Origin of the sequence: Bacillus sp. 005/A4HT-01/001, from assembly GCF_004634445.1 — a bacterium.
GTDB classification, from domain to species: Bacteria; Bacillota; Bacilli; order Bacillales; family Bacillaceae; genus Bacillus; species Bacillus altitudinis.
This window is the reverse complement of record NZ_SEIZ01000009.1, coordinates 1-23,501: the sequence shown is the minus strand read 5'-3', so window position 1 is coordinate 23,501 and position 23,501 is coordinate 1. Positions and strand designations below refer to the sequence as shown.

19 protein-coding genes are annotated in these 23,501 nt (G+C 41.1%); all 19 read left to right on the top strand.

Annotated features, from left to right (window positions below; genetic code table 11):
- Window positions 1-2 precede the first annotated feature (2 nt).
- The 19 genes from yfmF (at window position 3) to ricA (ending at window position 23,384) form a co-directional block, all read left to right on the top strand.
- Window positions 3-1,283 carry an EF-P 5-aminopentanol modification-associated protein YfmF gene (gene yfmF / locus ES896_RS18545; RefSeq protein ID WP_046526663.1) on the top strand — a complete coding sequence of 427 codons (1,281 nt, stop codon included), beginning with the start codon at window positions 3-5 and terminating at the stop codon, window positions 1,281-1,283.
- Window positions 1,280-2,572 (top strand): EF-P 5-aminopentanol modification-associated protein YfmH, encoded by a 1,293-nt coding sequence (yfmH, locus tag ES896_RS18540; RefSeq protein ID WP_008344700.1) that lies wholly within the window; start codon window positions 1,280-1,282, stop codon window positions 2,570-2,572. Before yfmF ends, yfmH begins: the two co-directional genes overlap by 4 nt.
- 151 nt (window positions 2,573-2,723) lie before the next feature.
- Window positions 2,724-3,200 carry a MarR family winged helix-turn-helix transcriptional regulator gene (locus ES896_RS18535; protein WP_007499493.1) on the top strand — a complete coding sequence of 159 codons (477 nt, stop codon included), beginning with the start codon at window positions 2,724-2,726 and terminating at the stop codon, window positions 3,198-3,200.
- Window positions 3,178-6,297, top strand: coding sequence for an MMPL family transporter (locus ES896_RS18530; RefSeq protein WP_135227156.1), 3,120 nt, complete (start codon window positions 3,178-3,180; stop codon window positions 6,295-6,297). The genes ES896_RS18535 and ES896_RS18530 overlap by 23 nt, the downstream gene beginning before the upstream one ends.
- A 29-nt stretch (window positions 6,298-6,326) precedes the next feature.
- Entirely contained in the window at window positions 6,327-7,055 is a 729-nt protein-coding gene (gene ymfI, locus ES896_RS18525) for an elongation factor P 5-aminopentanone reductase (RefSeq protein ID WP_046526665.1), read from the top strand.
- A 73-nt stretch (window positions 7,056-7,128) separates the two neighbouring features.
- On the top strand, window positions 7,129-7,386 hold the full coding sequence (locus ES896_RS18520) for a DUF3243 domain-containing protein (RefSeq protein ID WP_008344693.1): 258 nt from the start codon (window positions 7,129-7,131) through the stop codon (window positions 7,384-7,386).
- Between the two features lie 131 nt (window positions 7,387-7,517).
- Complete coding sequence (locus ES896_RS18515) at window positions 7,518-8,309, top strand: DUF3388 domain-containing protein (protein ID WP_003211480.1); 792 nt, start codon at window positions 7,518-7,520, stop codon at window positions 8,307-8,309.
- Between the two features lie 23 nt (window positions 8,310-8,332).
- Window positions 8,333-9,244 carry a helix-turn-helix domain-containing protein gene (locus ES896_RS18510; RefSeq protein WP_135227155.1) on the top strand — a complete coding sequence of 304 codons (912 nt, stop codon included), beginning with the start codon at window positions 8,333-8,335 and terminating at the stop codon, window positions 9,242-9,244.
- A 73-nt stretch (window positions 9,245-9,317) separates the two neighbouring features.
- On the top strand, window positions 9,318-9,899 hold the full coding sequence (gene pgsA, locus ES896_RS18505; RefSeq protein WP_008344688.1) for a CDP-diacylglycerol--glycerol-3-phosphate 3-phosphatidyltransferase: 582 nt from the start codon (window positions 9,318-9,320) through the stop codon (window positions 9,897-9,899).
- A gap of 16 nt (window positions 9,900-9,915) precedes the next feature.
- Complete coding sequence (locus ES896_RS18500; RefSeq protein WP_135227154.1) at window positions 9,916-11,166, top strand: competence/damage-inducible protein A; 1,251 nt, start codon at window positions 9,916-9,918, stop codon at window positions 11,164-11,166.
- A gap of 177 nt (window positions 11,167-11,343) precedes the next feature.
- On the top strand, window positions 11,344-12,387 hold the full coding sequence (recA, locus tag ES896_RS18495) for a recombinase RecA (RefSeq protein WP_007499478.1): 1,044 nt from the start codon (window positions 11,344-11,346) through the stop codon (window positions 12,385-12,387).
- A gap of 300 nt (window positions 12,388-12,687) precedes the next feature.
- Complete coding sequence (gene rny / locus ES896_RS18490; RefSeq protein WP_003211958.1) at window positions 12,688-14,250, top strand: ribonuclease Y; 1,563 nt, start codon at window positions 12,688-12,690, stop codon at window positions 14,248-14,250.
- An 89-nt stretch (window positions 14,251-14,339) separates the two neighbouring features.
- Window positions 14,340-15,134, top strand: a complete 795-nt coding sequence (locus ES896_RS18485) for a TIGR00282 family metallophosphoesterase (protein ID WP_135227153.1) — start codon at window positions 14,340-14,342, stop codon at window positions 15,132-15,134.
- 202 nt (window positions 15,135-15,336) lie between these two features.
- Window positions 15,337-15,597: a stage V sporulation protein SpoVS gene (spoVS, locus tag ES896_RS18480; protein ID WP_003211281.1), complete on the top strand. Its 261-nt coding sequence runs from the start codon at window positions 15,337-15,339 to the stop codon at window positions 15,595-15,597.
- A 203-nt stretch (window positions 15,598-15,800) separates the two neighbouring features.
- Window positions 15,801-18,845 (top strand): efflux RND transporter permease subunit, encoded by a 3,045-nt coding sequence (locus tag ES896_RS18475; RefSeq protein ID WP_135227152.1) that lies wholly within the window; start codon window positions 15,801-15,803, stop codon window positions 18,843-18,845.
- Window positions 18,846-19,021: 176 nt separating this feature from the next.
- Window positions 19,022-20,086, top strand: coding sequence for an L-threonine 3-dehydrogenase (gene tdh, locus ES896_RS18470; RefSeq protein WP_135227151.1), 1,065 nt, complete (start codon window positions 19,022-19,024; stop codon window positions 20,084-20,086).
- A complete protein-coding gene (locus ES896_RS18465) occupies window positions 20,083-21,264 on the top strand; it encodes a glycine C-acetyltransferase (protein WP_123766738.1) in 1,182 nt (393 codons plus the stop codon). The genes tdh and ES896_RS18465 overlap by 4 nt, the downstream gene beginning before the upstream one ends.
- A gap of 157 nt (window positions 21,265-21,421) precedes the next feature.
- Complete coding sequence (miaB, locus tag ES896_RS18460; RefSeq protein WP_007499471.1) at window positions 21,422-22,948, top strand: tRNA (N6-isopentenyl adenosine(37)-C2)-methylthiotransferase MiaB; 1,527 nt, start codon at window positions 21,422-21,424, stop codon at window positions 22,946-22,948.
- A gap of 1 nt (window position 22,949) precedes the next feature.
- A complete protein-coding gene (gene ricA / locus ES896_RS18455; protein WP_008344661.1) occupies window positions 22,950-23,384 on the top strand; it encodes a regulatory iron-sulfur-containing complex subunit RicA in 435 nt (144 codons plus the stop codon).
- Window positions 23,385-23,501: the final 117 nt, after the last annotated feature.

The following is a 23,501-nucleotide window of genomic DNA, read 5'->3' as shown; positions in this document are numbered from 1 at the left end:
TCATGACGTACTTACAAGAGAAGACATTTGATACACCTGGTCTTCATACTCATATTGTCAAAACAGAAAAATTTAAAACCGTGACGATCCTTTTTAAAATGCTTGCGCCTTTATCCAAAGATGACGTCACCATGCGTTCTCTTTTCCCGCATGTGCTATTAAGAGGAACAGAAAAAATGCCGAAAACGGGAGAGCTTCGTGCTTATTTCGACGAGCTCTATGGGGCGACCGTTTCCGCAGACATGGCGAAAAAAGGTGAAAATCACATCATTACCTTCCGTCTAGAAATGGCGAATGAAAAATATTTAAAGGATCAAACCCCTTTACTAGAAAAAGGGATTGCCTTACTTTCTGAACTATTATTCCACCCGTACGTGGAAAACGGGGTATTTCATGAATTGTACGTTGAGCAAGAAAAACGAACATTGAAACAGCGCATTCAAGCCGTTTATGATGACAAAATGCGCTATTCAAACTTAAGACTTGTGCAGGAAATGTGTAAAGGTGAGCCATATGCACTGCACGTCAATGGTGAAATGGAAGACGTCGAAGCGATTACGTCAGAAGCGCTCTTTAAAGCATACGAGCATGCACTTCAGTCCAACCAGCTGGATCTCTATGTTGTGGGAGACGTTGATGAACAAGACATCAATCGAATGGTCTCGCAATACTTTAAAACAAGTGAAAGAGAGCCGGTCAAACAAAATACCGAATCATCAAGATCACAAATAGAGCCAAAAGAAGTCATTGATGAAGAGGATGTAAAACAAGGAAAGCTGAACATTGGCTTTCGCACACATACAACGATAGCGGATAAAGATTATCCGGCGCTGCATTTGTTTAATGGCATATTCGGCGGCTTCTCGCATTCAAAGCTATTTATCAATGTGCGCGAAAAAGCAAGTCTTGCGTACTATGCTGTTTCTAGACTTGAGAGCTTTAAAGGTTTGATGATGGTCATGTCAGGAATTGAAGTCGGCAACTATCAGCAGGCAGTAGACATCATCAAAGAACAATTTGATGCCATGCAAAAAGGCGATTTTTCTGATGAAGCAATTGAACAGACAAAGGCTGTCGTCAAAAACCAGTTGCTCGAAACAATTGATACGTCTTATGGAACAGCGGAATACTTATATCAGCATGCCGTCGTGCCAACAGAGGAGAGCCTCGATTCCTTTTTAGATGCGTTAGACAGAGTGACAAAAGAGGACATCATCAAAGTGGGTCAAAAAATCGAATGGGATACGACCTATTTTCTTAAAGGAACGGAGGGTGCTTCATGACAGTGAAAACAATTCAATTCGATCAGCTGCAAGAGACGGTGTATCATGAAAAAATGGACAGCGGACTAGACGTCTATGTGCTGCCAAAGCAAGGGTTTAACAAAACATATGCAACCTTCACAACAAAATATGGCTCTGTCGACAATGAATTTGTTCCGCTTGGCAAAGAAGACATGATCCGAGTGCCTGATGGAATTGCCCATTTCTTAGAGCATAAGCTGTTTGAAAAAGAAGATGGTGATGTGTTTCATACATTTAGTAAACAGGGAGCAGCCGCAAACGCATTTACGACGTTTACGAGAACGGCATACTTATTTTCAAGCACGGCCAATGTCGAACAGAATCTTGAAACACTCATTGATTTTGTGCAAGAGCCTTATTTTACTGAAAAAACGGTCGAAAAAGAAAAAGGCATCATTGGTCAAGAAATCAACATGTATGATGACAATCCAGATTGGCGTTTATTCTTTGGTCTGATCGAAAACCTCTATCAAGAGCACCCAGTGAGAATTGATATTGCTGGAACCGTTGAAAGCATTGCGCCAATTACGAAAGACCATTTATATGAATGCTACGAAACGTTCTATCACCCAAGCAATATGCTTCTTTTTGTAGTGGGTCCTGTTGATCCGGCGCAAATTTTAGACCAAGTAAGAGCGAATCAGGCAAAAAAACCATTTACCGATCAGCCGGATATTCAGCGGAAAGAGATCAATGAGCCTGATCGTGTATACCGAAAAGAATACGAACTGAAAATGAATGTACAAGGCTCTAAATGTATGTTTGGTTTGAAAACGAAAAACCCGCATAAAAAAGGAAAACAGCTCCTCAAACATGAACTTGGCATGAATCTTATTTTAGAGACATTGTTTGGTAAAAGTTCTCTGCAATACGAGCGTATGTATGAAAAAGGCTTGATTGATGAGACATTCAGTTACGATTATACGGAAGAAGGCGGTTTTGGCTTCACTTCAGTTGGCGGAGACACAAATGACCCTGATCAACTCGCAGATGAATTAAAAGAAACGCTTCTTCAAGCAAAAAGCCTGATCACAGAAGAAAAGATTGAACTTGCTCGCAAGAAAAAAATTGGCAGCTTTTTAAAAGCGATGAACTCCCCGGAGTACATCGCCAATCAATTCACTCGATACGCATTCTTAGAAATGAGCTTATTTGATGTCGTGCCAGTACTGGAGCAAATCCAATTAACAGATATTCAGCAAATCTTAGACGAAGAAATTGATGAAGAAAGAATGTCAGTTTTTAAAGTCGTACCGAAAGCAAAATAAAAGAAAAAAAGACAAACTCAACGTATAAGAGTTTGTCTTTTTTGTGTCCAGCTAAAGAAAGCGCTTTATATGCGAAGATATTGATTGACAATTGTTTTGGGTATTAGTTAAACTCTTTAATAGTTAAACAATCAAACTAAAGGAGCAGCATATGGTACAAAATAAAATTGCCCAGCTCATCCAGAGATATGCGGACGTCTATCTCATGATGGAGAAAAAAGTATCGAGTATGATCACGGAAAAGCTCGATAAAGAACTGACACTTGATCAATATTACTCGCTTCGATACATCAATTTACACCCAGGATGTACATCAACAGACCTTGCCATCGAATGTAATGTCAACAAAAGTGCTGTGACATCCATGACCAATCGTCTTTTTAATAAAGATTATATCTATCGAGAGCATGATCAAGCTGATCGAAGAAATGTTCATCTCTATGTGACGCCCGAAGGAAAAGACGTGGTCAGCCGAATGGAAAAGCAGCTTCAGGATCTTGTTCGGTCATATTTAGAAAAATTTGATGAAAAAGAAATCGAATCATTTATTCAAACATATGAAAAGATTTATCAGATTATCATCGAAGAGGAGGCACAACATAGTAATGAGAGCAATCATAAAGGGTAGATGGCTGATCACGATCCTTTGGGTCGTACTAGCGGCTGTATTATTAATCACCGCTCCTAATATGGCGCAATTAACAAAAGAAAAAGGGCAGATTTCCGTTCCAGATGGTTATCCTTCTTCCTACGCCGATCAATTATTAAAGAACATGTCTGAAAATGGGGATACGGAAAAATCGATCGTCATTGTCTTTCAAGGTAAGGATATCGTCAAAGAAAGAGAAGCCTCTTTAAAGAAAGCGATGGAGATTTTAGAAAAGGATCAAGATCTCCATGTTGAAGACATCACTTCTTATTTTGATGCAAACAAAGATATTAAAAAACAGATGCTCTCTAAAGATCAAACAACACTTCTTGTTCCAGTTACATACGACTCGAACAAAATCAAAGCATCCGATTTTAAAGAAAGAGTCAATGAAAAGCTTAAGAGCCTGAACCTGACATTTGAAATGACAGGGCAGCCGCTAATCGACGATGATGTCATCACAAGCTCACAAGAAGGTCTGAAAAAAACAGAATTCATTACAATTGGGTTTATTTTAATTGTTCTTGTGCTTGTCTTTAGATCCGCAGTGGCACCGTTCGTTCCTTTAGTGGCCGTGGCGCTTTCCTATTTGGTCAGTCAATCCATTGTGGCTTACCTAGTAAAGTATGTTGATTTTCCGCTCTCGACCTTTACCCAAATTTTTATGGTCGCCATCATGTTTGGGATTGGAACCGACTACTGCATCCTGTTGCTAAGCCGGTTTAAAGAAGAACTATCTCACGGAAAAGATAAGATTGAGGCGATTATTACAACATATAAGACGGCAGGTAAAACCGTTTTATTCAGCGGAATTGCTGTCCTCATTGGTTTTACATGTATCGGTTTAGCTGAATTCCAACTGTATAAATCAGCTGTCGCCGTGGCGGTTGGTGTTGCCGTGTTAATTGTGGCACTGCTCACTGTCGTTCCATTCTTTATGGCGGTTTTAGGAAAAGTGTTATTTTGGCCGATCAAAGGCGATATTGCCCACCCACAATCGAAAATGTGGGAAACAGCCGGTCGTTTTTCATTTAAGAAACCACTTCTCAGCTTGCTAATCGTTGCAATTATTACCCTTCCAGCGATTCTTATGTATAAAGGAACACTTTCATATAACAACCTAGACGAAATCGGCAATAAATACGAATCCGTCAATGCATTTAATACGATCTCTGACAAATTTGGACCAGGTGAAGCTCTTCCAGCAACCGTTGTCGTGAAATCATCCGATCTTTTAGACAATAACGAAGGTCTGATTGCTGTTGAAAAACTAAGCCGCGCCATTGAACAAACAGATGGCGTGAGTAAAGTGAGAAGTGCCACTCGTCCTGTTGGTAAAGGGCTGAATGATCTGTACGTGAAATCTCAAGCCAAAGAGCTAAATAGCGGGCTTGATAAAAGTAACGAAGGGTTGAAAAAGATCCAAGATGCTCTTACAACCATGAGTAAATCCATCGAGGATCAAACACCACAAATTAAAGCATCAGGAAAAGGCATTAACAAATTGATTTCTGGAACCGAATCCGTAAAATCAGGTATTCAAAACGTCGAAAAAACGATGAGAGAACTGCAAACCTATATCGATCAAAACAAAAAAGGCGTTTCTGAAATTAAAGAAAGAATAAAGGGTGCGAAAAAGGAATTAACAGATCAAGTCGCACAAGTGAATCAGCAAGTGGCACTGTATAAAAGCATTTCCAAAGAATTAAAAGCCGCATTGGCACAAGTCGATACGTCATCCTCTGCCGCAGCGGATGTGAAAGCTTTGATCAGTCAAGCGAATAAACAATTCAGTACACTTGAGCAGCAAATTCCGCAAGTGAAAGAAAATCAATCATATCAAGCCATCAAAGCTTCATATAAGGAACTTTCTACTACCTTGCAAGAAGGAGCCAAACAGGCTGACAGCTATGCAAAACAAGCAAAAGAAGCAAAAAAACAGCTTGAAGCAGCAGATGCTTTTATCGCAAAAGCTTCAGAGCAGCAAAAAGTGTTTACAAATCAAATTGATGAGCTGATTGCTGGCTTAGAAGCCATTGAAAACGGGCTAGATCAAACGTCTAAAGGCCAAGGGCAGTTAGCTGATGGTATGCCTAAACTTGCAAATGGAGCCGGCGACATCATTAATGGTCAAAAACAAATGAAAGAAAAAATTGGCGGCTTTGGTGACAATCTGACCAAGCTGACAGATGGTCTAAACAAAAGTGTCGACGGCCTTGAGAAAATTTCAAACGGCTTAATGGGTGCAGGAGACTACTTAGATGAACTGAAAAACGCGCCAGATCAAGACATGGCCGGTTGGTTTATTCCAAAAGATGTCCTAAAAAATAAAGCATTCAAGCAAGTGTTCGATTCCTATATGTCGGATGACCGCAAAATGACAAAGATTGACGTCATTTTAGAAGACAATCCATATGGAAACGACGCCATGAAAACAATTAAACAAGTAGAAGCTTCGGTCAAACGTGCACTTCCTGAAACAAACCTAAAAGATGTTTCATTTGGCGTATCTGGTGTTTCAAGTATGAACGCTGATTTAAAACAGCTGTCAGACCAAGACTTCAATAAGACGGTTCTTTACATGCTGATCGGTATTTTCCTGATACTAGTGATTCTGTTCCGTTCTCTCGTGATGCCGCTTTACTTAGTAGGCTCGCTGATTTTAACGTACTTTACCGCCATTGGTGTAACAGAATTTATTTTTACCCATTTCTTTGGATATCCAGGCATCAACTGGGCTGTTCCATTCTTTGGCTTTGTCATCTTAATGGCGCTTGGAGTCGATTATTCGATTTTCTTAATGGAACGGTTCAATGAATACAAAACAAAAGACATCCAGTTTGCCATGACTGAATCAATGAAAAATATGGGATCTGTTATTATGTCTGCTGCCGTCATTTTGGCAGGAACATTTGCAGCGATGCTACCTTCAGGTGTATTGTCACTCTTACAAATTGCAACACTTGTTCTAACTGGACTTTTATTGTATGCACTCGTTGTGCTACCATTGTTCGTACCTGTGATGGTCAAATTGTTCGGATCAGCGAATTGGTTCCCATTTAAACGAAAAGAATAAGGATTCCATAAAGAAAGTAGGAACAAAGTATGAGTCGTTGGGCACTGATTACTGGTGCCAGTGGCGGAATTGGGCAGGCGACAGCCAAAAAGCTTGCCCAAGAAGGCTGCCATCTGATGCTCCATTATCATCAAAATGAACAAGCGGCTAATCGTCTTTCCGCCGATCTCAAAGAAACATATCAAGTAGAAACGTACGTCGTTCAAGCTGATTTAGCGAAAACAGGCGGAGCAGCAGAGCTTGTCAGCCGCCTGCCGCTTGATCCAGATATTCTTGTTTTAAATAGCGGAAAGAGTCATGTTGGTTTAGTGACAGATACTGAAAAAGAAGTTCTAGCCAGCATGGTGCAGCTTCATGTGACAAGTCCATATGAGCTTACCCAATCCATTTTGCCTGCCATGATTCAAAAAAAGTCAGGACATATTATTGCGGTTAGCTCAATATGGGGGGAAACGGGTGCCTCGTGTGAAGTACTGTACAGTATGGTCAAGGGTGCTCAAAATGCCTTCATTAAGGGGCTTGCCAAAGAGCTTGCCCCAAGTGGAATTAGAGCAAATGCAGTCTCACCAGGTGCGGTTCAGACTGATATGATGAAAAGCTTCACACAAGAAGACCTTGCGATGATGGAAGAGGAGATTCCACTAGGCCGTCTTGCCGCACCTGAAGAGATAGCCGATGCCATTTGGTTTCTTGCCTCCAAGCAGTCAAGTTATATCACAGGTCAAATTTTATCTGTCAATGGCGGCTGGTACTGTTAAAAAACGTGTATAATTCGTCTCTCCATGACAAAAGCTATGGCTGTAATTCATCTTTTCGAATGGAGGAATCGACATGTCTGTACTTGAGAGCTGGGACCATTGGAAAAACTTTTTAGGTGACCGTTTAAATCATGCACAGGATAAAGGTTTATCAGATGATACCATCAATAACCTTGCGTATGAAATTGGCGGATACCTGGCTAATGAAGTTGAAGCAAAGAATGAGCAAGAAAGAGTACTTTCTGACCTTTGGAGCGTTGCATCAGAAGATGAGCAGCGTGCCATTGCAAACATGATGGTCAAGCTAGTTGAAAATAATAGCTCGCACTAAACAAAAAGAGAGGTCGTTTGTGCCTCTCTTTTTATTTTAACCGTTTAGCAACATTGTGCTTTCTAAAAATGTGAAAATGCTTTATGATAAAGGAAGGTAAAAATTTGCCACAATGAAGGGGGTAATATCATTTGGCAAAGCTCGAATGGTATTTTGAATATGAGATACAGGTGAACCGTCCCGGACTTTTAGGAGACATTTCTTCTTTAATGGGGATGCTTTCAATTAATATTGTGACAATTAATGGTGTTGATGTATCAAGACGCGGCATGCTTCTTCGATGTGACCACACAGATCAAATTAAGCGGCTTGAATCAATTTTAAATACAATGGAAACGATAAAAGTAACGAAACTAAGACAGCCAAAACTTCGTGACCGTTTAGCTGTTCGTCATGGAAGATACATTCAGCGTGATGCGGATGACAAAAAGACGTTCCGTTTTGAAAGGGACGAGCTTGGTCTACTTGTCGATTTTATGGCTGAATTATTTAAAAAAGAAGGACATAAATTGATTGGAATTCGCGGAATGCCGCGGGTTGGAAAAACAGAATCAATTGTTGCTTCAAGTGTATGTGCAAGTAAGAGATGGCTGTTTGTATCGTCGACTCTTTTGAAACAGACCATTCGCAGTCAGCTGATTGCAGATGAATACAGCCCAGATAACGTCTTTATTATTGATGGGATTGTGTCGACAAGAAGAGGTTCTGAAAAGCACTTGCAGCTTTTAAGAGAAATTATGAGACTGCCTGCTACAAAGGTGGTAGAGCATCCAGATATCTTTATTCAAAATTCAGAATATACAATGGATGATTTCGACTACATCATTGAATTGCGTAATAGTGCAGACGAAGAAATTACATACGAGCACGCTGAAGAACCACAAGTGTTTGATCATTCTGGTTTTTCTGGCTTCGATTTTTAATATGGTAATGGTAGGTGTTTGTTTTGACTGAATTGGGAAAACGGCTCGTTGAGGCCAGAGAGGAAAAAGGGATGTCGCTGGAGGATTTGATGGCGGCTACCAAAATCCAAAAGCGCTATTTGCTAGCAATAGAACAAGGAAACTATGATATCATTCCAGGTAAATTTTACGTCAGAGCGTTTATTAAACAATATGCCGAGGCCGTTGGACTGAATCCTGAACAATTGTTCGAAGAGTTTCGTAAAGATGTACCAAGCACGTATAACGATGAAGTGTCTGATAAATTATCAAATATTAAACCGCAACGAGAGCTGCCAAAGCCTGCCTCAAAGTTACTGGAGCTGCTTCCGACGATTTTAATCATTGGAGGGATCCTTGTGGTGATCGCTATCATTTATGTGATCGTTCAAGCGGTTAATCATGATAGCGGACAGAAAAATAATCAGGCGGCTCCTCAGCAATCAGAATCAAAATACGAAGTGTCTAAGGATTCATCGCTGGCAAAGGATCAAAAGAAAAAGGAAAAAGCTTCGTCAGATGATCAAGAAAAATCATCTGAAAAAGACGATTCCTCAAAGGATTCATCTAAAGACGATGAAGATGTTTCTTTGAAGGCGACGAATACAGAGGGTTCTACGACAACGTATGAAGTATCAGGTGCAGAAGAGATGGAGCTAACCATTTCTGCCTCACAAGCTTCATGGCTTCGTGTGAGAGACGAATCTGGAAAAGTGCTGAAGATGGGTGAATTGAAAGATGGCGAATCGTTTAAAACAGACTTGACTGATCTTTCCCAAGTCGATATCCGCTTAGGAAATGCATCGGGAATCGATATTAAAGTCAATGACGAAACGCTGAAGTACGAATTAGACCCTAAAAACACCATGACACAAAACATTGTGATTGTGAATAAAGGAAAGGAAAAGTCATCTTAAGCAAGTAGATGACTTTTCTTTTGTTCCTACTATTATATACATAAAAAAATGCTTTATTGGAGGATTGGAATTCATGTTTAACTTACCGAATAAAATTACTCTTTCTAGGATCGCCTTGATTCCTGTGTTTATGTTGATTATGCTTGCTCCATTAGATTGGGGTGTTGCGCGCTTTGGTGACGTCAGCATCGAAGTCACTCACCTTGTTGGAGCGATCTTGTTTATTGTCGCTTCGACAACCGACTGGATTGATGGTTACTATGCACGTAAGCTCAATTTAGTCACAAACTTTGGTAAGTTTTTAGATCCGCTTGCAGATAAATTGCTTGTTTCAGCGGCTTTAATTATACTTGTTCAATACAACCTCACACCGGCATGGATGGCAATTGTGATCATTAGCCGCGAATTTGCTGTAACAGGCCTAAGGCTTGTCTTAGCTGGAGGCGGTGAAGTGGTCGCAGCCAATATGCTTGGAAAAGTGAAGACGTGGGCGCAAATCATTGCGATTTCGGCACTTCTTTTGCATAACCTGCCGTTTGAACTTGTATCATTCCCATTTGGTGATCTTGCCATGTGGGTAGCGGTGTTCTTCACTGTTGTCTCAGGCTGGGATTACTTTGCGAAAAACTGGGAAGCCTTAAAGAATTCTAACTAAAAAGGACGTGTACGCTTTGAAGTCAGAGATAAAAGCAGAAATTATTGCAGTCGGTTCCGAACTTTTGCTAGGGCAAATTACGAATACGAATGCACAATTCATCAGCAAACAACTAGCTGAAATTGGTGTGAATGTTTATTACCACACAGCAGTTGGTGACAATCCAGAGCGTTTAAAAAGGGCCATTCAAGTGGCACAGGAAAGATCGAATTTTATTATCTTCTCAGGGGGTCTTGGACCAACGAAAGATGATTTAACAAAAGAAACCATTGCAAATACGCTCGATAAAGAGCTTGTGCTAAATGAAGAAGCATTTGAGTCTATTCAAGAGTACTTCCGTAAAACCGGACGTGATATGTCGCCGAACAACCGTAAACAGGCGCTCGTTCTAGAGGGATCTGATGTGCTCGTAAACCGTTTCGGAATGGCACCTGGTATGTTTATACAAGAGGGAGATACGTTTTACATTCTGCTCCCTGGACCGCCAAGTGAATTGCACCCGATGTTTGAAAACGAAGCGAAGCCGCTTATTTCTGAAAAACTCGGCCTAAAGGAAAAAATCGTGTCTGTTGTCTTGCGTTTCTTTGGCATCGGTGAATCTCAACTCGAAACAGATCTTGAAGATTTAATTGATGCACAGACCAATCCAACGATTGCACCGCTTGCAGCTGACGGGGAAGTGACGCTAAGGCTGACAGCCAAGCATGAGGATGAAAAAGAAACAGAGCGTCTGTTAAAAGAAACAGAAGCACAAATTTTAGAACGGGTCGGCGAGTACTTCTACGGATATGGTGATACATCTCTTGCCTTTGAAGCTTCAAAGGCCTTGCATGAACACGGGAAAACAGTAGCAGCGGCTGAAAGCCTGACTGGTGGTATGTTTTCAGAGTGGCTGACAGATCTTGAAGGGGCATCATCCATTTTAAACGGCAGTGTGGTTTGTTACACAAATCAAGTCAAGCAGCAAGTGCTGGGCTGCCGTGAAGAAACATTGTCTTCTCATGGTGCTGTCAGCAAAGAGTGTGCTTTAGAGCTCGCAGAAGGCGTTAGAAAACTGACGGGAAGCGATATCGGTATTAGCTTTACAGGTGTGGCAGGTCCTGAACCACACGAAGGACAGCCGGTTGGAAAAGTATTTATCGGGCTATCGACAAAAGATCAGACAGACGTGTTTGAATGGATGTTTACTGGCAGTCGATCAGGCATTCGCAAGCGTGCTGTGAAATATGGTTTGCACCACCTTCTCAAATTATTAAAAGAAAGTTAATTTTGTTTTTTATGAGGTTTACTCCTTTATAAAAGAGCGTTTTTTCTAATAGAAACAGTTCTTTTCTTAAATAATCTGCCAAGAAAAAATCGAATATGTGTTCGTTTTTTTCTTGGCAAATGACGTAAAACAAGGTATAGTATAGATAGTGGAATTGATAAAGGAGGAAACAATAGAATGAGTGATCGTCAAGCAGCCTTAGATATGGCTCTTAAACAAATAGAAAAACAGTTTGGTAAAGGCTCTATTATGAAACTAGGAGAGCAAACAGATACACGTATTTCAACAGTACCTAGTGGTTCGTTAGCACTTGATACTGCGCTTGGAATAGGTGGATACCCTCGCGGCCGTATTATTGAAGTATATGGTCCAGAGAGTTCTGGTAAAACGACAGTAGCACTTCATGCGATTGCTGAGGTTCAGCAGCAGGGAGGACAAGCTGCATTTATCGATGCGGAGCATGCGCTAGATCCAGTTTACGCTCAAAAATTAGGTGTCAACATTGATGAGTTGTTACTTTCTCAGCCGGATACAGGAGAACAAGCACTTGAAATTGCAGAAGCACTTGTTCGTAGTGGTGCAGTTGATATTGTTGTCATTGACTCAGTAGCTGCTCTTGTACCAAAAGCAGAGATCGAAGGAGACATGGGAGATTCACACGTTGGTCTTCAAGCACGTTTGATGTCTCAAGCACTTCGTAAACTATCTGGTGCTATCAACAAATCAAAAACAATTGCGATCTTTATTAACCAAATTCGTGAAAAAGTAGGGGTTATGTTTGGTAATCCTGAAACAACGCCTGGTGGACGTGCACTTAAGTTCTATTCATCTGTTCGTTTAGAAGTACGCCGTGCTGAACAGTTGAAACAAGGGAACGACATCATGGGGAACAAAACGAGAATTAAAGTTGTGAAAAACAAAGTGGCACCGCCATTCCGTATTGCCGAAGTAGACATTATGTACGGTGAAGGTATCTCGAAAGAGGGAGAAATCATCGACCTTGGAAGCGAACTAGATATCGTACAAAAGAGCGGGGCTTGGTATTCTTATCAAGAGGAACGTCTTGGACAAGGACGTGAAAATGCGAAGCAATTCCTAAAAGAGAATAAAGACATTCTTCTTATGATTCAAGAGCAGATCAGGGAGCACTACGGTTTGGATACAAACGGAGTGAAATCAACTGACGAAGAAGGACAAGAAGAATTGGAATTGAATGACTAAAAAGACGCTGAAAAGCGTCTTTTTTTTACAATTACATAACAGCTAGCGGGTCAAAAGTTCTGTCTTTGCTTGAAATAACGACTTACGCCTCAGTCTGACTAGCTTGACAAGTATTTCCGACACAATTACAATGGGAATGTATCACTTGTTTTTCTTAACATGATTGATAACTAATTTAAACTTGACAAGGGCAGTGAGGATCTCATTCCCTGTGAAGGCCCTGTATGTTGAGACACAAAACAATGTACATGCCGACACTTTATTTGTAAAACCAAGTTCATAGCAAGAGGAGGTGAAAATATGTCGCCTACGATGTTTACGATCATCTCCATTTTGCTGAGCCTAATCTGTTTAGTTGTTGGCTACTTTGTTCGTAAAACCATTGCAGAAGCAAAAATATCCGGCGCAAGAAACATGGCCGAACAAATTGTTGAGGATGCAAAGCGTGATGCGGAAGCATTGAAGAAAGAAGCGCTCTTAGAAGCGAAAGATGAAATTCATTCGTTTCGTGTAGAGGCGGAGCAAGAAGTTCGTGAAAGACGTAATGAGCTTCAAAGACAAGAAAACCGTTTACTTCAAAAAGAGGAAAATCTTGATCGCAAGGACGAATCTTTAGATAAACGGGAGTCCCTGTTGGAGAAGAGAGATCATTCTCTGAATGAACGACAACAACATATTGAAGAGATGGAAAGCAAAGTGGATGATATGATTCGTTTGCAGAAAGCTGAGTTGGAGCGTATTTCTAGTCTAACTCGAGATGAAGCGAAACAAATCATTCTGGATCAAGTTGAAAATGAGCTTTCCCACGACATTGCAGTCATGACGAAAGAATCTGAAAACCGGGCGAAAGAAGAGGCTGATAAAAAAGCGAAAAACATTCTTTCACTTGCGTTACAGCGTTGTGCAGCTGATCATGTAGCTGAAACAACGGTATCTGTAGTCAATCTTCCAAATGATGAGATGAAAGGTCGTATTATCGGACGTGAAGGACGAAATATCCGTACGTTAGAAACGTTAACAGGTATTGACCTGATCATTGATGATACACCTGAAGCTGTCATCTTATCGGGCTTTGATCCGATAAGACGTGAAACAGCGAGGATAGCTCTGGACAAGCTAGTCCAGGATGGACGTATTCATCCTGCACGAATTGAAGAAATGGTGGAAAAATCACGCCGTGAAGTCGATGATTATATCCGCGAGATGGGTGAGCAAACGACATTTGAAGTCGGAGTTCACGGTTTGCATCCGGATCTCATCAAAATTCTCGGTCGCTTAAAATTCCGTACAAGTTATGGACAAAATGTCCTGAAGCATTCAATTGAGGTTGCACATCTTGCAGGTCTCATGGCTTCAGAGCTTGGAGAAGATGCAAAGCTTGCAAAACGAGCAGGTCTTCTGCATGACATTGGAAAAGCCATTGATCATGAAGTAGAAGGAAGCCACGTGGAAATTGGCGTTGAGCTTGCGACGAAATATAAAGAGCATCCTGTTGTCATCAACAGTATTGCATCTCACCATGGTGACCAAGAACCGACATCTATTATCGCTGTTCTTGTTGCGGCAGCCGATGCATTATCTGCAGCACGCCCTGGTGCAAGAAGTGAGACGCTTGAAAATTACATTCGGAGACTTGAGAAATTAGAAGACATCTCTGAATCTTATGAAGGTGTTGAAAAATCGTTTGCGATACAAGCTGGACGTGAAGTGCGTATTATGGTGAAGCCAGATTCAATTAATGATCTTGAAGCTCACCGTCTAGCAAGGGATATTCGTAAGCGGATTGAGGACGAGCTCGATTACCCTGGTCACATTAAAGTGACAGTTATTCGAGAAACTCGCGCAGTAGAGTATGCAAAATAGAGCGGTGCGCTTAGCGCCGCTTTATTTTTTTGTGTAAATATGCAACACTGATAAGAAGATCATTTTATAAGAGAAAGGGTTCAAAACGTATGAAAATATTATTTGTTGGAGATATCGTTGGTTCACCTGGCAGAGATACACTGAAAGATTACTTGCCAAAGCTAAAGAAAAAATATCAGCCGCACTTTACGATTGTCAATGGAGAAAATGCGGCTCATGGGAAAGGCCTTACTGAAAAAATCTATCACGAGCTGCTTCAAGCTGGGGCTGATGTGCTCACGATGGGGAACCATACATGGGATAAAAGAGACATTTTCGATTTCATCGATGATGCACCCCATATTGTTCGTCCGGCAAACTTCCCGCAAGGTACACCAGGGAAAGGGCTTACTTTTATTAAAAAACAAGGTAAAGAACTAGCTGTCATCAACTTGCAAGGCCGCACATTTTTACCTCCGATTGACTGCCCATTTCAAAAAGTAGATGAGCTTATAGCAGAAGCTTCAAAACGTACACCGTTTATTTTTATTGATTTTCATGGTGAAGCCACAAGTGAAAAGCAAGCAATGGGTTGGTATACAGATGGCCGTGCATCATGTGTCGTTGGAACACATACACATGTTCAAACAGCAGATAACCGCGTCTTGCCAAAAGGAACTGCTTATATTTCGGATGTTGGCATGACTGGTCCTTATGACGGCATTTTAGGTGTTGATCGGGAAACGATTATTAAACGATTTAAAACGAGCCTTCCTGTCCGTTTTGAAATTGCAGAAGGCCGCACGACATTAAGTGCAGTGATCGTAGAAATTGACGAACCGTCGAAAAAAGCTGTCAAAATTGATCGAATTTTGATAAATGATGACCATATTTTCTTTGAATAAATATTCACATATTTATTTCAGAAAAATATTAATCAGAAAGAAGGAATATGCGCCCTCTATCGTGAATATAGTAAAAATGGTAGGTAGCCTGCTATTTTTGAAAAACATTTTGGGGATGGATTTTCAAAAAAATAGCAACATCTAACAAAGATTGTTCTAATGAACACTCACTTATCCATTGTAAATTTAAGGGGGAGCAAAAATGGAAATTTTAAAAGTTTCAGCAAAGTCAAATCCAAATTCAGTAGCAGGAGCATTAGCCGGCGTTTTACGTGAACGCGGTGCAGCAGAAATACAGGCTATCGGCGCTGGAGCACTGAATCAGGCGGTCAAGGCTGTCGCCATTGCAAGGGGATTTGTTGCGCCTAGCGGAGTGGATTTGATATGCATTCCAGCCTTTACTGACATTCTTATCGATGGAGAAGAAAGAACAGCAATCAAACTGATTGTTGAACCACGATAATTCTAATTTTATTATTTTCAACCTGCTTACATCATGTAAGCAGGTTGTTTTTGTTTACCGCTATACATTTCTCATATAACATATTTCTTTCACAAAATAGATAGAAAATGACATATTAGAGCTTGCATTTTTTCACCATGATGATAAATTAAGATTAAGTTGAAAATACTTCATCAAAAATAAATATTTAAGTAGGTGAAATAATGGTTGAAGCTTTTTTAAAAAGAGGAAAGCTTGTTTTTATTTTATTTTTTATCGTTCTCATTGCTGGAGGTTATTTGTTTACACAGCTTCCTAAACGAGAACTGCCAGAGTTTCAAGCGAATATTGTAACCATTTCGACTGTTTTCCCTGGTGCAGATGCAAAACAGGTAGAAAGTGATGTCACCAATAAGCTTGAGTCGGCCATTTCTGATATCAATGGTGTAGAGAAGACAAGCTCTGTTTCTGCTATTGGTTTCTCAAATATTGTGCTTGAAATTGATGATCAAGCCGATTTTCAAAAGGTGGCAAGTCAAATCAAGAGTGAAACCACAAATGCCGCCTCTTCTTTTCCAGATGGTGTGATGGAGCCAGATGTAAAGGATGAGTTTGGCAACGTGCCAGTTGGTTCTTATATGATTGTAGCAAGTAACTCATCTGATTTAGCAAAAAGTCAGGAATCGCTGCGTGCGTTAAAAGAAAAAGTGGAGGACATCAAAGGTGTTGATGGAGTCGTCATCAAAGGGTTCAATGACAAACAAGCAATATTGAACTTGGATTCAAGTAAACTGGAGGATAACGGGTTAAACGTGACTGATGTCACAAATGCCATCAATCAAGAATTTGACACATCCCCTCTAGGTGACGTCCAGGCAGCTGGAGAAAAGGTCAAGCTGTCCATTGATGCCTATGATCGTTTAGATCAAATCAAAAAGATTGAGATCTTCTCAAAAATGAGCCGAGAGCCTGTTACAATCGGTCAGCTTGGTCGTTTAAAAGAAGTAGAAAAAGAGAAAAGTGATATCGTTTCATATAACGGAAAGCCAGCCTATTCATTTACAGTCAATATCAAGCCAGGACTGGATATTCCTAAAATGTATGACAAAGTCAGTGCGGTCATTGAAAAAGAGAAAGAGCTGCCAAATGGTGTGGATTGGATAGACTACTATTCACAAAAAAGTGAAGTAGATGCCATTTTTAACGATTTAATCAAAGAAGCGATCGTGGCCGTCATCGCCGTCATTGTCGTCACCACACTTGGTCTAACCATTGGTGGTGCGTTTATCGTTTCACTTGCGATTCCGCTATCCATAACGATCGGAACCATCCCGCTGCCGTTTTTACAAGTGGACCTTAATCAAATTTCAATTATTGGCTTTATCATTGCGCTAGGGATACTTGTAGATGACGCCATTGTCGTCAACGATAATATTTTAAGGCAGATGAAAAAATACGAAAGTCCGCTTAAAGGAACAATTGCAGGTGTAAAAGAAGTGGCTGGATCCATTTTGACGTCAACACTGGCTGTTGTCTTTGCCTTCTTGCCGCTTGTTTTCCTTTCTGGTGCGAACGGTTCATTTATTCGAGCGTTACCGTCTGTTCTAGTCACAACTGTACTTGCGTCAATGGTCATTTCATTGACACTTGTGCCCGTGTATCAATATACAGCAAACCGAAAAAGAAAGAACAAGAAGATTCAAAAAGAACCGGGCTTTTTAGGCAAACCATTAAAAAGATTAGCCGATTTTTATGCAGATCGAATACTGACAAACATCGTGAAGCGACCACTTCTCATTGGATTAAGTGGTTTGCTCGTTGCCACACTTGCCTTTTTGCTTATTTTCGCCACACCATTTGAGTTTTTCCCTGCGGCGAATAAGAAAGAGGTGGTTGTCACTGTGACACTGCCAAGTGAAATAACCTTAGATAAAACGAATGAAACATTAGAGAAAATTGAACAAGAGATCAAACAGCAAAAAGGCATTGAAGAGACGGCCATTTTTGCAGGCGGCGGAGTGCCGAACTTGTTTAATGAAAGTATCTCAAACGCAAGTGATCATACGGGTCAGGTTGTTGTCAGAGTAGACAATGAGCAGATGACAAGCAAGGCATTGATCGATCGTATGACAGAGCCATTGCGAAAGAAATTTAAAGATGCTGATATCTTTATGAAAACCATTGTTCAAGGACCACCAACGGGAGCGCCTGTGACCGTCACTGTTGCAGGAGAACAATTTTCAAAACTCGTTGATGTGAAAGAGAAGCTCACAAAAGAAATGAAAGAAAGCGGAGCGAGCCTGATCACAGACGATGTCAATCAGCCGGTGAAAACCATCTCATTTGAATTAAATCGTGACCGAATGGCAGAGGATGGGCTCACTGCTCAGTTTGTCAGCAGACAGCTCGGCCTTGTTACAGAAGGAATTCCATTAGGCACCTTTAAACAAGGAACAGATGACATCGACCTCGTAGTGAAACAAGACATGAGCACACATCAAAACGGACTGAAGCTAAAAGACATCAAGGTGCCTGTGAGTGCAAATGAGGAGGGCATGCCTCAGCTTGAGCCGCTTAGCCGATACGTAAAAGAAAAAGAAACAGAGCAATTTGAAAGCATTCCGCATGAAAACGGGATGCCGACGATCACGTTAAAGGCATATCCTGGTGCATCAGATACGTTTAAAGACGATATGACGGAAGTCGTAAATGAAGTTGGGAAAAGCGATGCGGCGAAGAATTTGACCATTTCTCAGGGCGGAGAAAATGAAGATCAAACTCAATTCTTTATTGAAATTAGTCTCTTATTTGGGGTAGTCCTTCTGCTCATTTATGTGACCATCGCTTTCCAGTTCAATTCACTCCTGCTTCCGCTTTTAGTTCTTGGAACGGTTTACTTAGCGATATCCGGCGCCATTATTGGACTATTTGTCACTCAAACGCCGTTTAGCTTTATGGCCACAATGGGGATTGTATCATTGGCAGGTATTGTTGTCCGAAATGCAGTCGTTTTGTTTGAATTTATTGAACAGCGGCGCAAGCAAGGTCTCGATCAACAGGCAGCTGTGATTGAAGCGGGGAGAGCAAGGATTAGACCTATTTTGCTGACAGCATTTACAGCACTTGTCGCTCTTATGCCCGTTGCTTTAAGTAATGACCCACTCTTTAAGCCGCTAGCGATCTGCATCGTATCAGGTGTCTTTTTCTCAACGATTCTGACACTACTGATTGTGCCGGCTTTATATGTAGCCGTTTCAAAAAAACGCTGACAACTTAAAAGCAAATCTCCGAATAAAAGGAGATTTGCTTTTTTTTTAGAAAAATACCTAAAAAAATATGTGGAGTGTTCATTTGTCTTCTCCTGAAAGACAGTGGTATTTACGCCTAAAATAAGACATGATAAGATCGGATTGGGAGAAGTTTTTTAACAAAGGGGTTGTACGTCATGTGTGGAACGATGAAATCGATTGTTAAAAAAGAAAGCGCTTACGGAGCGGCGATGATGGAAATGCCGATTCCAGAAATAAGGGATCATGAAGTGCTCATCCAGGTAAAGGCTACATCAATATGCGGAACGGATGTGCATATTTATAATTGGGATGATTGGGCGAAGGGGAGAGTCAAAGCACCGTACATTTTTGGTCATGAATTCACAGGGGAAGTTGTCAAAACGGGGAACCAAGTCTCACGAGCAAAAGTAGGGGACTTTGTATCGGCTGAGACGCATATTGTCTGTAATCAGTGTTATATGTGTTTAACGGGTCAGCAGCATTTGTGCAGCGAAACGAAAATTTTAGGGGTCGACATTGATGGCTGTTTTGCTGAATATGTCAAAGTACCAGAACAAAATGTGTGGCATAATCCAGCTCAAATGCCAGTGGAACTTGCATCTATTCAAGAACCGCTTGGAAATGCTGTTCATACAGTTCTGCATACACCTGTTTCAGGAAAGTCAGTGGCGGTTTTTGGCTGCGGGCCCATTGGTTTAATGGCGATTGCGGTTGCAAAAGCCTCCGGGGCTGTCCAAGTGTTCGCTGTTGATAAAAATGAATACAGACTGGATCTTGCCCGTAAAATGGGTGCAGATCATATCGTGGATATCGGAAAAGATGATCCTGTTGCCATGATCAAGCAGCTCACGCGGATGGAAGGGGCAGACGTGATGTGTGAGATGTCAGGACATCCCGTTGCGATTAATCAAGCACTCGAAGCTTGTGCAAATGGAGGGAAAGTGAATATACTAAGTTTGCCAGAGCGGCCGGTAACCATTGACATTACGAATCAAATTGTTTTTAGGGGATTAACCGTGCAAGGGATCACGGGGAGAAAAATGTTTGAGACGTGGCGTCAAGTATCTGAACTTTTAAGAACGAATACCATTGATGTACAGCCGGTTATCACTCATACGCTGCCGTTTGAAGATTTTGAAAAGGGATTTGAACTCATGAGAAATGGTATGTGCGGGAAGGTCGTACTGATCATGCCATCATATCAAAGGGGGACGAAATGATGAAAGAATTTACGTATTTACAAGATGAATTAGACACAATGAAGCAGCAAGGCACCCATCAAACACTGAAAGAAATCGATTCCAAACAATCATCCACGGTGACACTAAATGAACAATCCGTCATACAACTCTCTTCAAATAACTACTTAGGTCTCACCTCACATCCAAGGCTGATGAAAGCGGCAAAAGAGGCGATTGATGAATTCGGTGCTGGAACAGGATCTGTACGAACCATTGCTGGAACGATGACAATGCATGAACGGCTTGAAAAAAAGCTCGCAGCTTTTAAAAAGACAGAGGCAGCCCTTGTATTCCAATCAGGCTTTACGACCAACCAAGGGGTCTTATCCAGTATTCTCACAAAAGATGATATTGTCATTTCAGATGAGCTGAACCATGCATCAATCATCGATGGGATTCGCTTAACAAAGGCAGATAAAAAAGTATATGCTCATTCTAATATGGAAGAGCTTGAGAAAATTTTAAAGAAATCGATGAATTACCGCGTCCGTCTTATCGTGACAGATGGTGTGTTCTCAATGGATGGAGATATTGCACCGCTTCCTGAGATTGTAAGACTTGCAGAAACATATGATGCCTTTGTGATGGTAGACGATGCCCATGCGTCTGGAGTACTTGGTGAAAATGGGCGCGGAACAGTGAATCATTTTCAACTTGACGGCAGAGTGCATATTCAGGTTGGCACACTTAGTAAGGCAGTTGGTGTGCTAGGCGGTTACGTCGCTGGTTCTGCCGTTTTAATCGACTACTTAAAACATAAAGCAAGACCATTTTTATTCAGCACCTCACATCCGCCGGCTGTCACAAGAGCCTGTGAAGAAGCCATTGAAGTGCTGTTAGACGAACCGGAACGCATTGAAACACTTTGGGAGAACGCGGCCTATTTTAAAGAAAAAGTCATCGGTCTTGGATTTGAGGTGGCACCAACAGAAACGCCTATTATTCCAATGATGATTGGAGACGAGGCACTCACTTTCCGGTTTTCAAAAGCATTAATCGAGCGCGGCGTTTTCGCTCAAGGCATTGCTTTTCCAACTGTAGCGAAAGGAAAAGCGAGAATTAGAGCCATCATCACAGCAGAGCACACAAAAGAAGAGCTTGACCGTGCACTGACAATCATCGAAGAAGAAGCAAAAAAACTGAATATACTTGATTGAGAGAGCTGAGGCTCTCTTTTCTTTTGATCAAGAGTATTGATGACTGTCCAGATGATAGACATTTTTCATAGAAAAAACACATATGAATTTATTTTCATTTCACGACAAAATAGTCTATACTGTAGGGTGGAGCTTGGTTTGAAAGGAGTACAAATTCATGAATGAAGAGCAGAGAAAAGCGAGCGGACAAGTAAGTTCATCGGACAAAAAATCCGAGAAGGACTACAGCCAGTATTTTGAAGCTGTGTACATTCCGCCTTCCTTAAAAGATGCAAAAAAACGGGGTAAAGAAGAAGTCGAATACAATCAATTTCAAATTGACGAGCGGTTTCAAGGGTTAGGGAACGGCCGCAAGTTTTATATTCGCACATATGGCTGTCAAATGAATGAGCATGACACAGAAGTGATGGCTGGTATTTTTATGGCGCTTGGTTATGAACCAACAAATTCGACTGAAGATGCGAATGTCATCTTATTAAACACTTGTGCCATTCGTGAGAATGCAGAAAACAAAGTGTTTGGAGAGCTTGGTCATTTAAAAGCATTAAAGCGTGAAAAGCCAGATTTAATCTTAGGCGTCTGCGGATGCATGTCGCAAGAAGAATCGGTCGTTAACCGTATTTTAAAGAAACACCCATTTGTTGACTTGATTTTCGGTACCCACAACATTCACCGCCTGCCAGAGCTATTATCTGAATGCTACCTTTCAAAAGAAATGGTCATTGAGGTTTGGTCTAAAGAAGGCGATGTGATTGAAAATCTTCCGAGAGCCCGCCAAGGAAAAATTAAGGGCTGGGTGAATATTATGTACGGCTGTGATAAATTCTGTACATACTGTATTGTCCCTTACACGCGCGGTAAGGAAAGAAGCCGCCGTCCGGATGAAATTATTCAAGAGGTCAGACGCTTAGCAGCAGAAGGATATAAAGAAATTACCCTTCTTGGTCAAAACGTGAATGCGTATGGAAAAGATTTTGAAGACATGGAATATGGTCTTGGTCACCTAATGGATGAGCTGCGTAAAATCGATATTCCACGTATCCGTTTTACAACAAGCCACCCGCGTGACTTTGATGATCACTTAATTGAAGTGCTTGCCAAAGGCGGAAACCTTCTCGATCATATTCATTTGCCGGTTCAATCAGGAAGTTCTTCTGTGCTGAAACTCATGGCAAGAAAATACGACCGTGAACGTTACCTTGACCTAGTGCGCAAAATCAAAGAGGCAATGCCAAATGCTTCATTAACAACGGACATTATCGTTGGTTTCCCTAATGAAACAGATGAGCAGTTTGAAGAGACGCTTTCCCTCTATCGTGAGGTTGAGTTTGATGCGGCTTATACGTTCATTTACTCTCCAAGAGAAGGAACACCAGCAGCCAATATGAAAGACAACGTGCCAATGCGTGTCAAAAAAGAACGTCTGCAGCGCCTGAATGCACTCGTAAATGAAATTTCTGCGAAAAAAATGAAGGAATATGAAGGGCAGACTGTCGAAGTATTAGTAGAGGGTGAAAGTAAAAACAACCCTGAGATCCTAGCCGGATATACAAGTAAAAGCAAGCTTGTGAATTTTAAAGCACCAAAAGAAGCGATTGGCAACATCGTCAAAGTGAAAATCACACAAGCCAAAACTTGGTCTCTTGACGGAGAAATGGTTGGAGAAGCTATCGAGGTGAATTAAAATGACGCTTTATTCAAAGAAAGAGATTGTCGAGCGCGCAAGAGAGCTCGCGAAAATGATTTCTGAAACAGAAGAAGTTGATTTCTTCAAAAAAGCAGAAGCGCAAATCAATGAAAATACAAAAATTGCAGCGATCATTAATCAAATTAAGGCGCTTCAAAAGCAAGCTGTGAATTTAAAGCATTATGGCAAACATGAAGCCTTAAAACAAGTGGAAGAAAAAATTGATGCCCTGCAAGAAGAACTGGATGAGATCCCAGTGATTCAAGAATTCAAAGAATCACAAACAGAGGTTAATTCCCTGCTTCAGCTTGTAGCGCACACAATTTCTAATCAAGTAACGGATGAAATCATTCTTTCAACCGGCGGTGACCTCTTATTAGGAGAAACCGGTTCAAAAGTGAAAAACTCATCCCCAAGTTGCTCCATTAAATGAGAAAACCCCGCAGATGCGGGGTTTTCAGACCGTAGACAACCCCCACCTTTACTTCAAGTAAAAGTGGGGTTTTCACATTTTTTATAAAAACTTTATGTATTTTACGCTGGACATGGC

Coding starts and splice junctions, on each gene's coding strand:
- rny (WP_003211958.1), top strand. CDS start 12,688: ATGTCGCCTACGATGTTTACGATCATCTCCATTTTGCTGAGCCTAATC.
- yfmH (WP_008344700.1), top strand. CDS start 1,280: ATGACAGTGAAAACAATTCAATTCGATCAGCTGCAAGAGACGGTGTAT.
- miaB (WP_007499471.1), top strand. CDS start 21,422: ATGAATGAAGAGCAGAGAAAAGCGAGCGGACAAGTAAGTTCATCGGAC.
- ES896_RS18475 (WP_135227152.1), top strand. CDS start 15,801: ATGGTTGAAGCTTTTTTAAAAAGAGGAAAGCTTGTTTTTATTTTATTT.
- ES896_RS18520 (WP_008344693.1), top strand. CDS start 7,129: ATGTCTGTACTTGAGAGCTGGGACCATTGGAAAAACTTTTTAGGTGAC.
- pgsA (WP_008344688.1), top strand. CDS start 9,318: ATGTTTAACTTACCGAATAAAATTACTCTTTCTAGGATCGCCTTGATT.
- ES896_RS18530 (WP_135227156.1), top strand. CDS start 3,178: ATGAGAGCAATCATAAAGGGTAGATGGCTGATCACGATCCTTTGGGTC.
- ES896_RS18485 (WP_135227153.1), top strand. CDS start 14,340: ATGAAAATATTATTTGTTGGAGATATCGTTGGTTCACCTGGCAGAGAT.
- ES896_RS18465 (WP_123766738.1), top strand. CDS start 20,083: ATGATGAAAGAATTTACGTATTTACAAGATGAATTAGACACAATGAAG.
- tdh (WP_135227151.1), top strand. CDS start 19,022: ATGTGTGGAACGATGAAATCGATTGTTAAAAAAGAAAGCGCTTACGGA.
- spoVS (WP_003211281.1), top strand. CDS start 15,337: ATGGAAATTTTAAAAGTTTCAGCAAAGTCAAATCCAAATTCAGTAGCA.
- yfmF (WP_046526663.1), top strand. CDS start 3: ATGACGTACTTACAAGAGAAGACATTTGATACACCTGGTCTTCATACT.
- ymfI (WP_046526665.1), top strand. CDS start 6,327: ATGAGTCGTTGGGCACTGATTACTGGTGCCAGTGGCGGAATTGGGCAG.
- recA (WP_007499478.1), top strand. CDS start 11,344: ATGAGTGATCGTCAAGCAGCCTTAGATATGGCTCTTAAACAAATAGAA.
- ES896_RS18535 (WP_007499493.1), top strand. CDS start 2,724: ATGGTACAAAATAAAATTGCCCAGCTCATCCAGAGATATGCGGACGTC.
- ricA (WP_008344661.1), top strand. CDS start 22,950: ATGACGCTTTATTCAAAGAAAGAGATTGTCGAGCGCGCAAGAGAGCTC.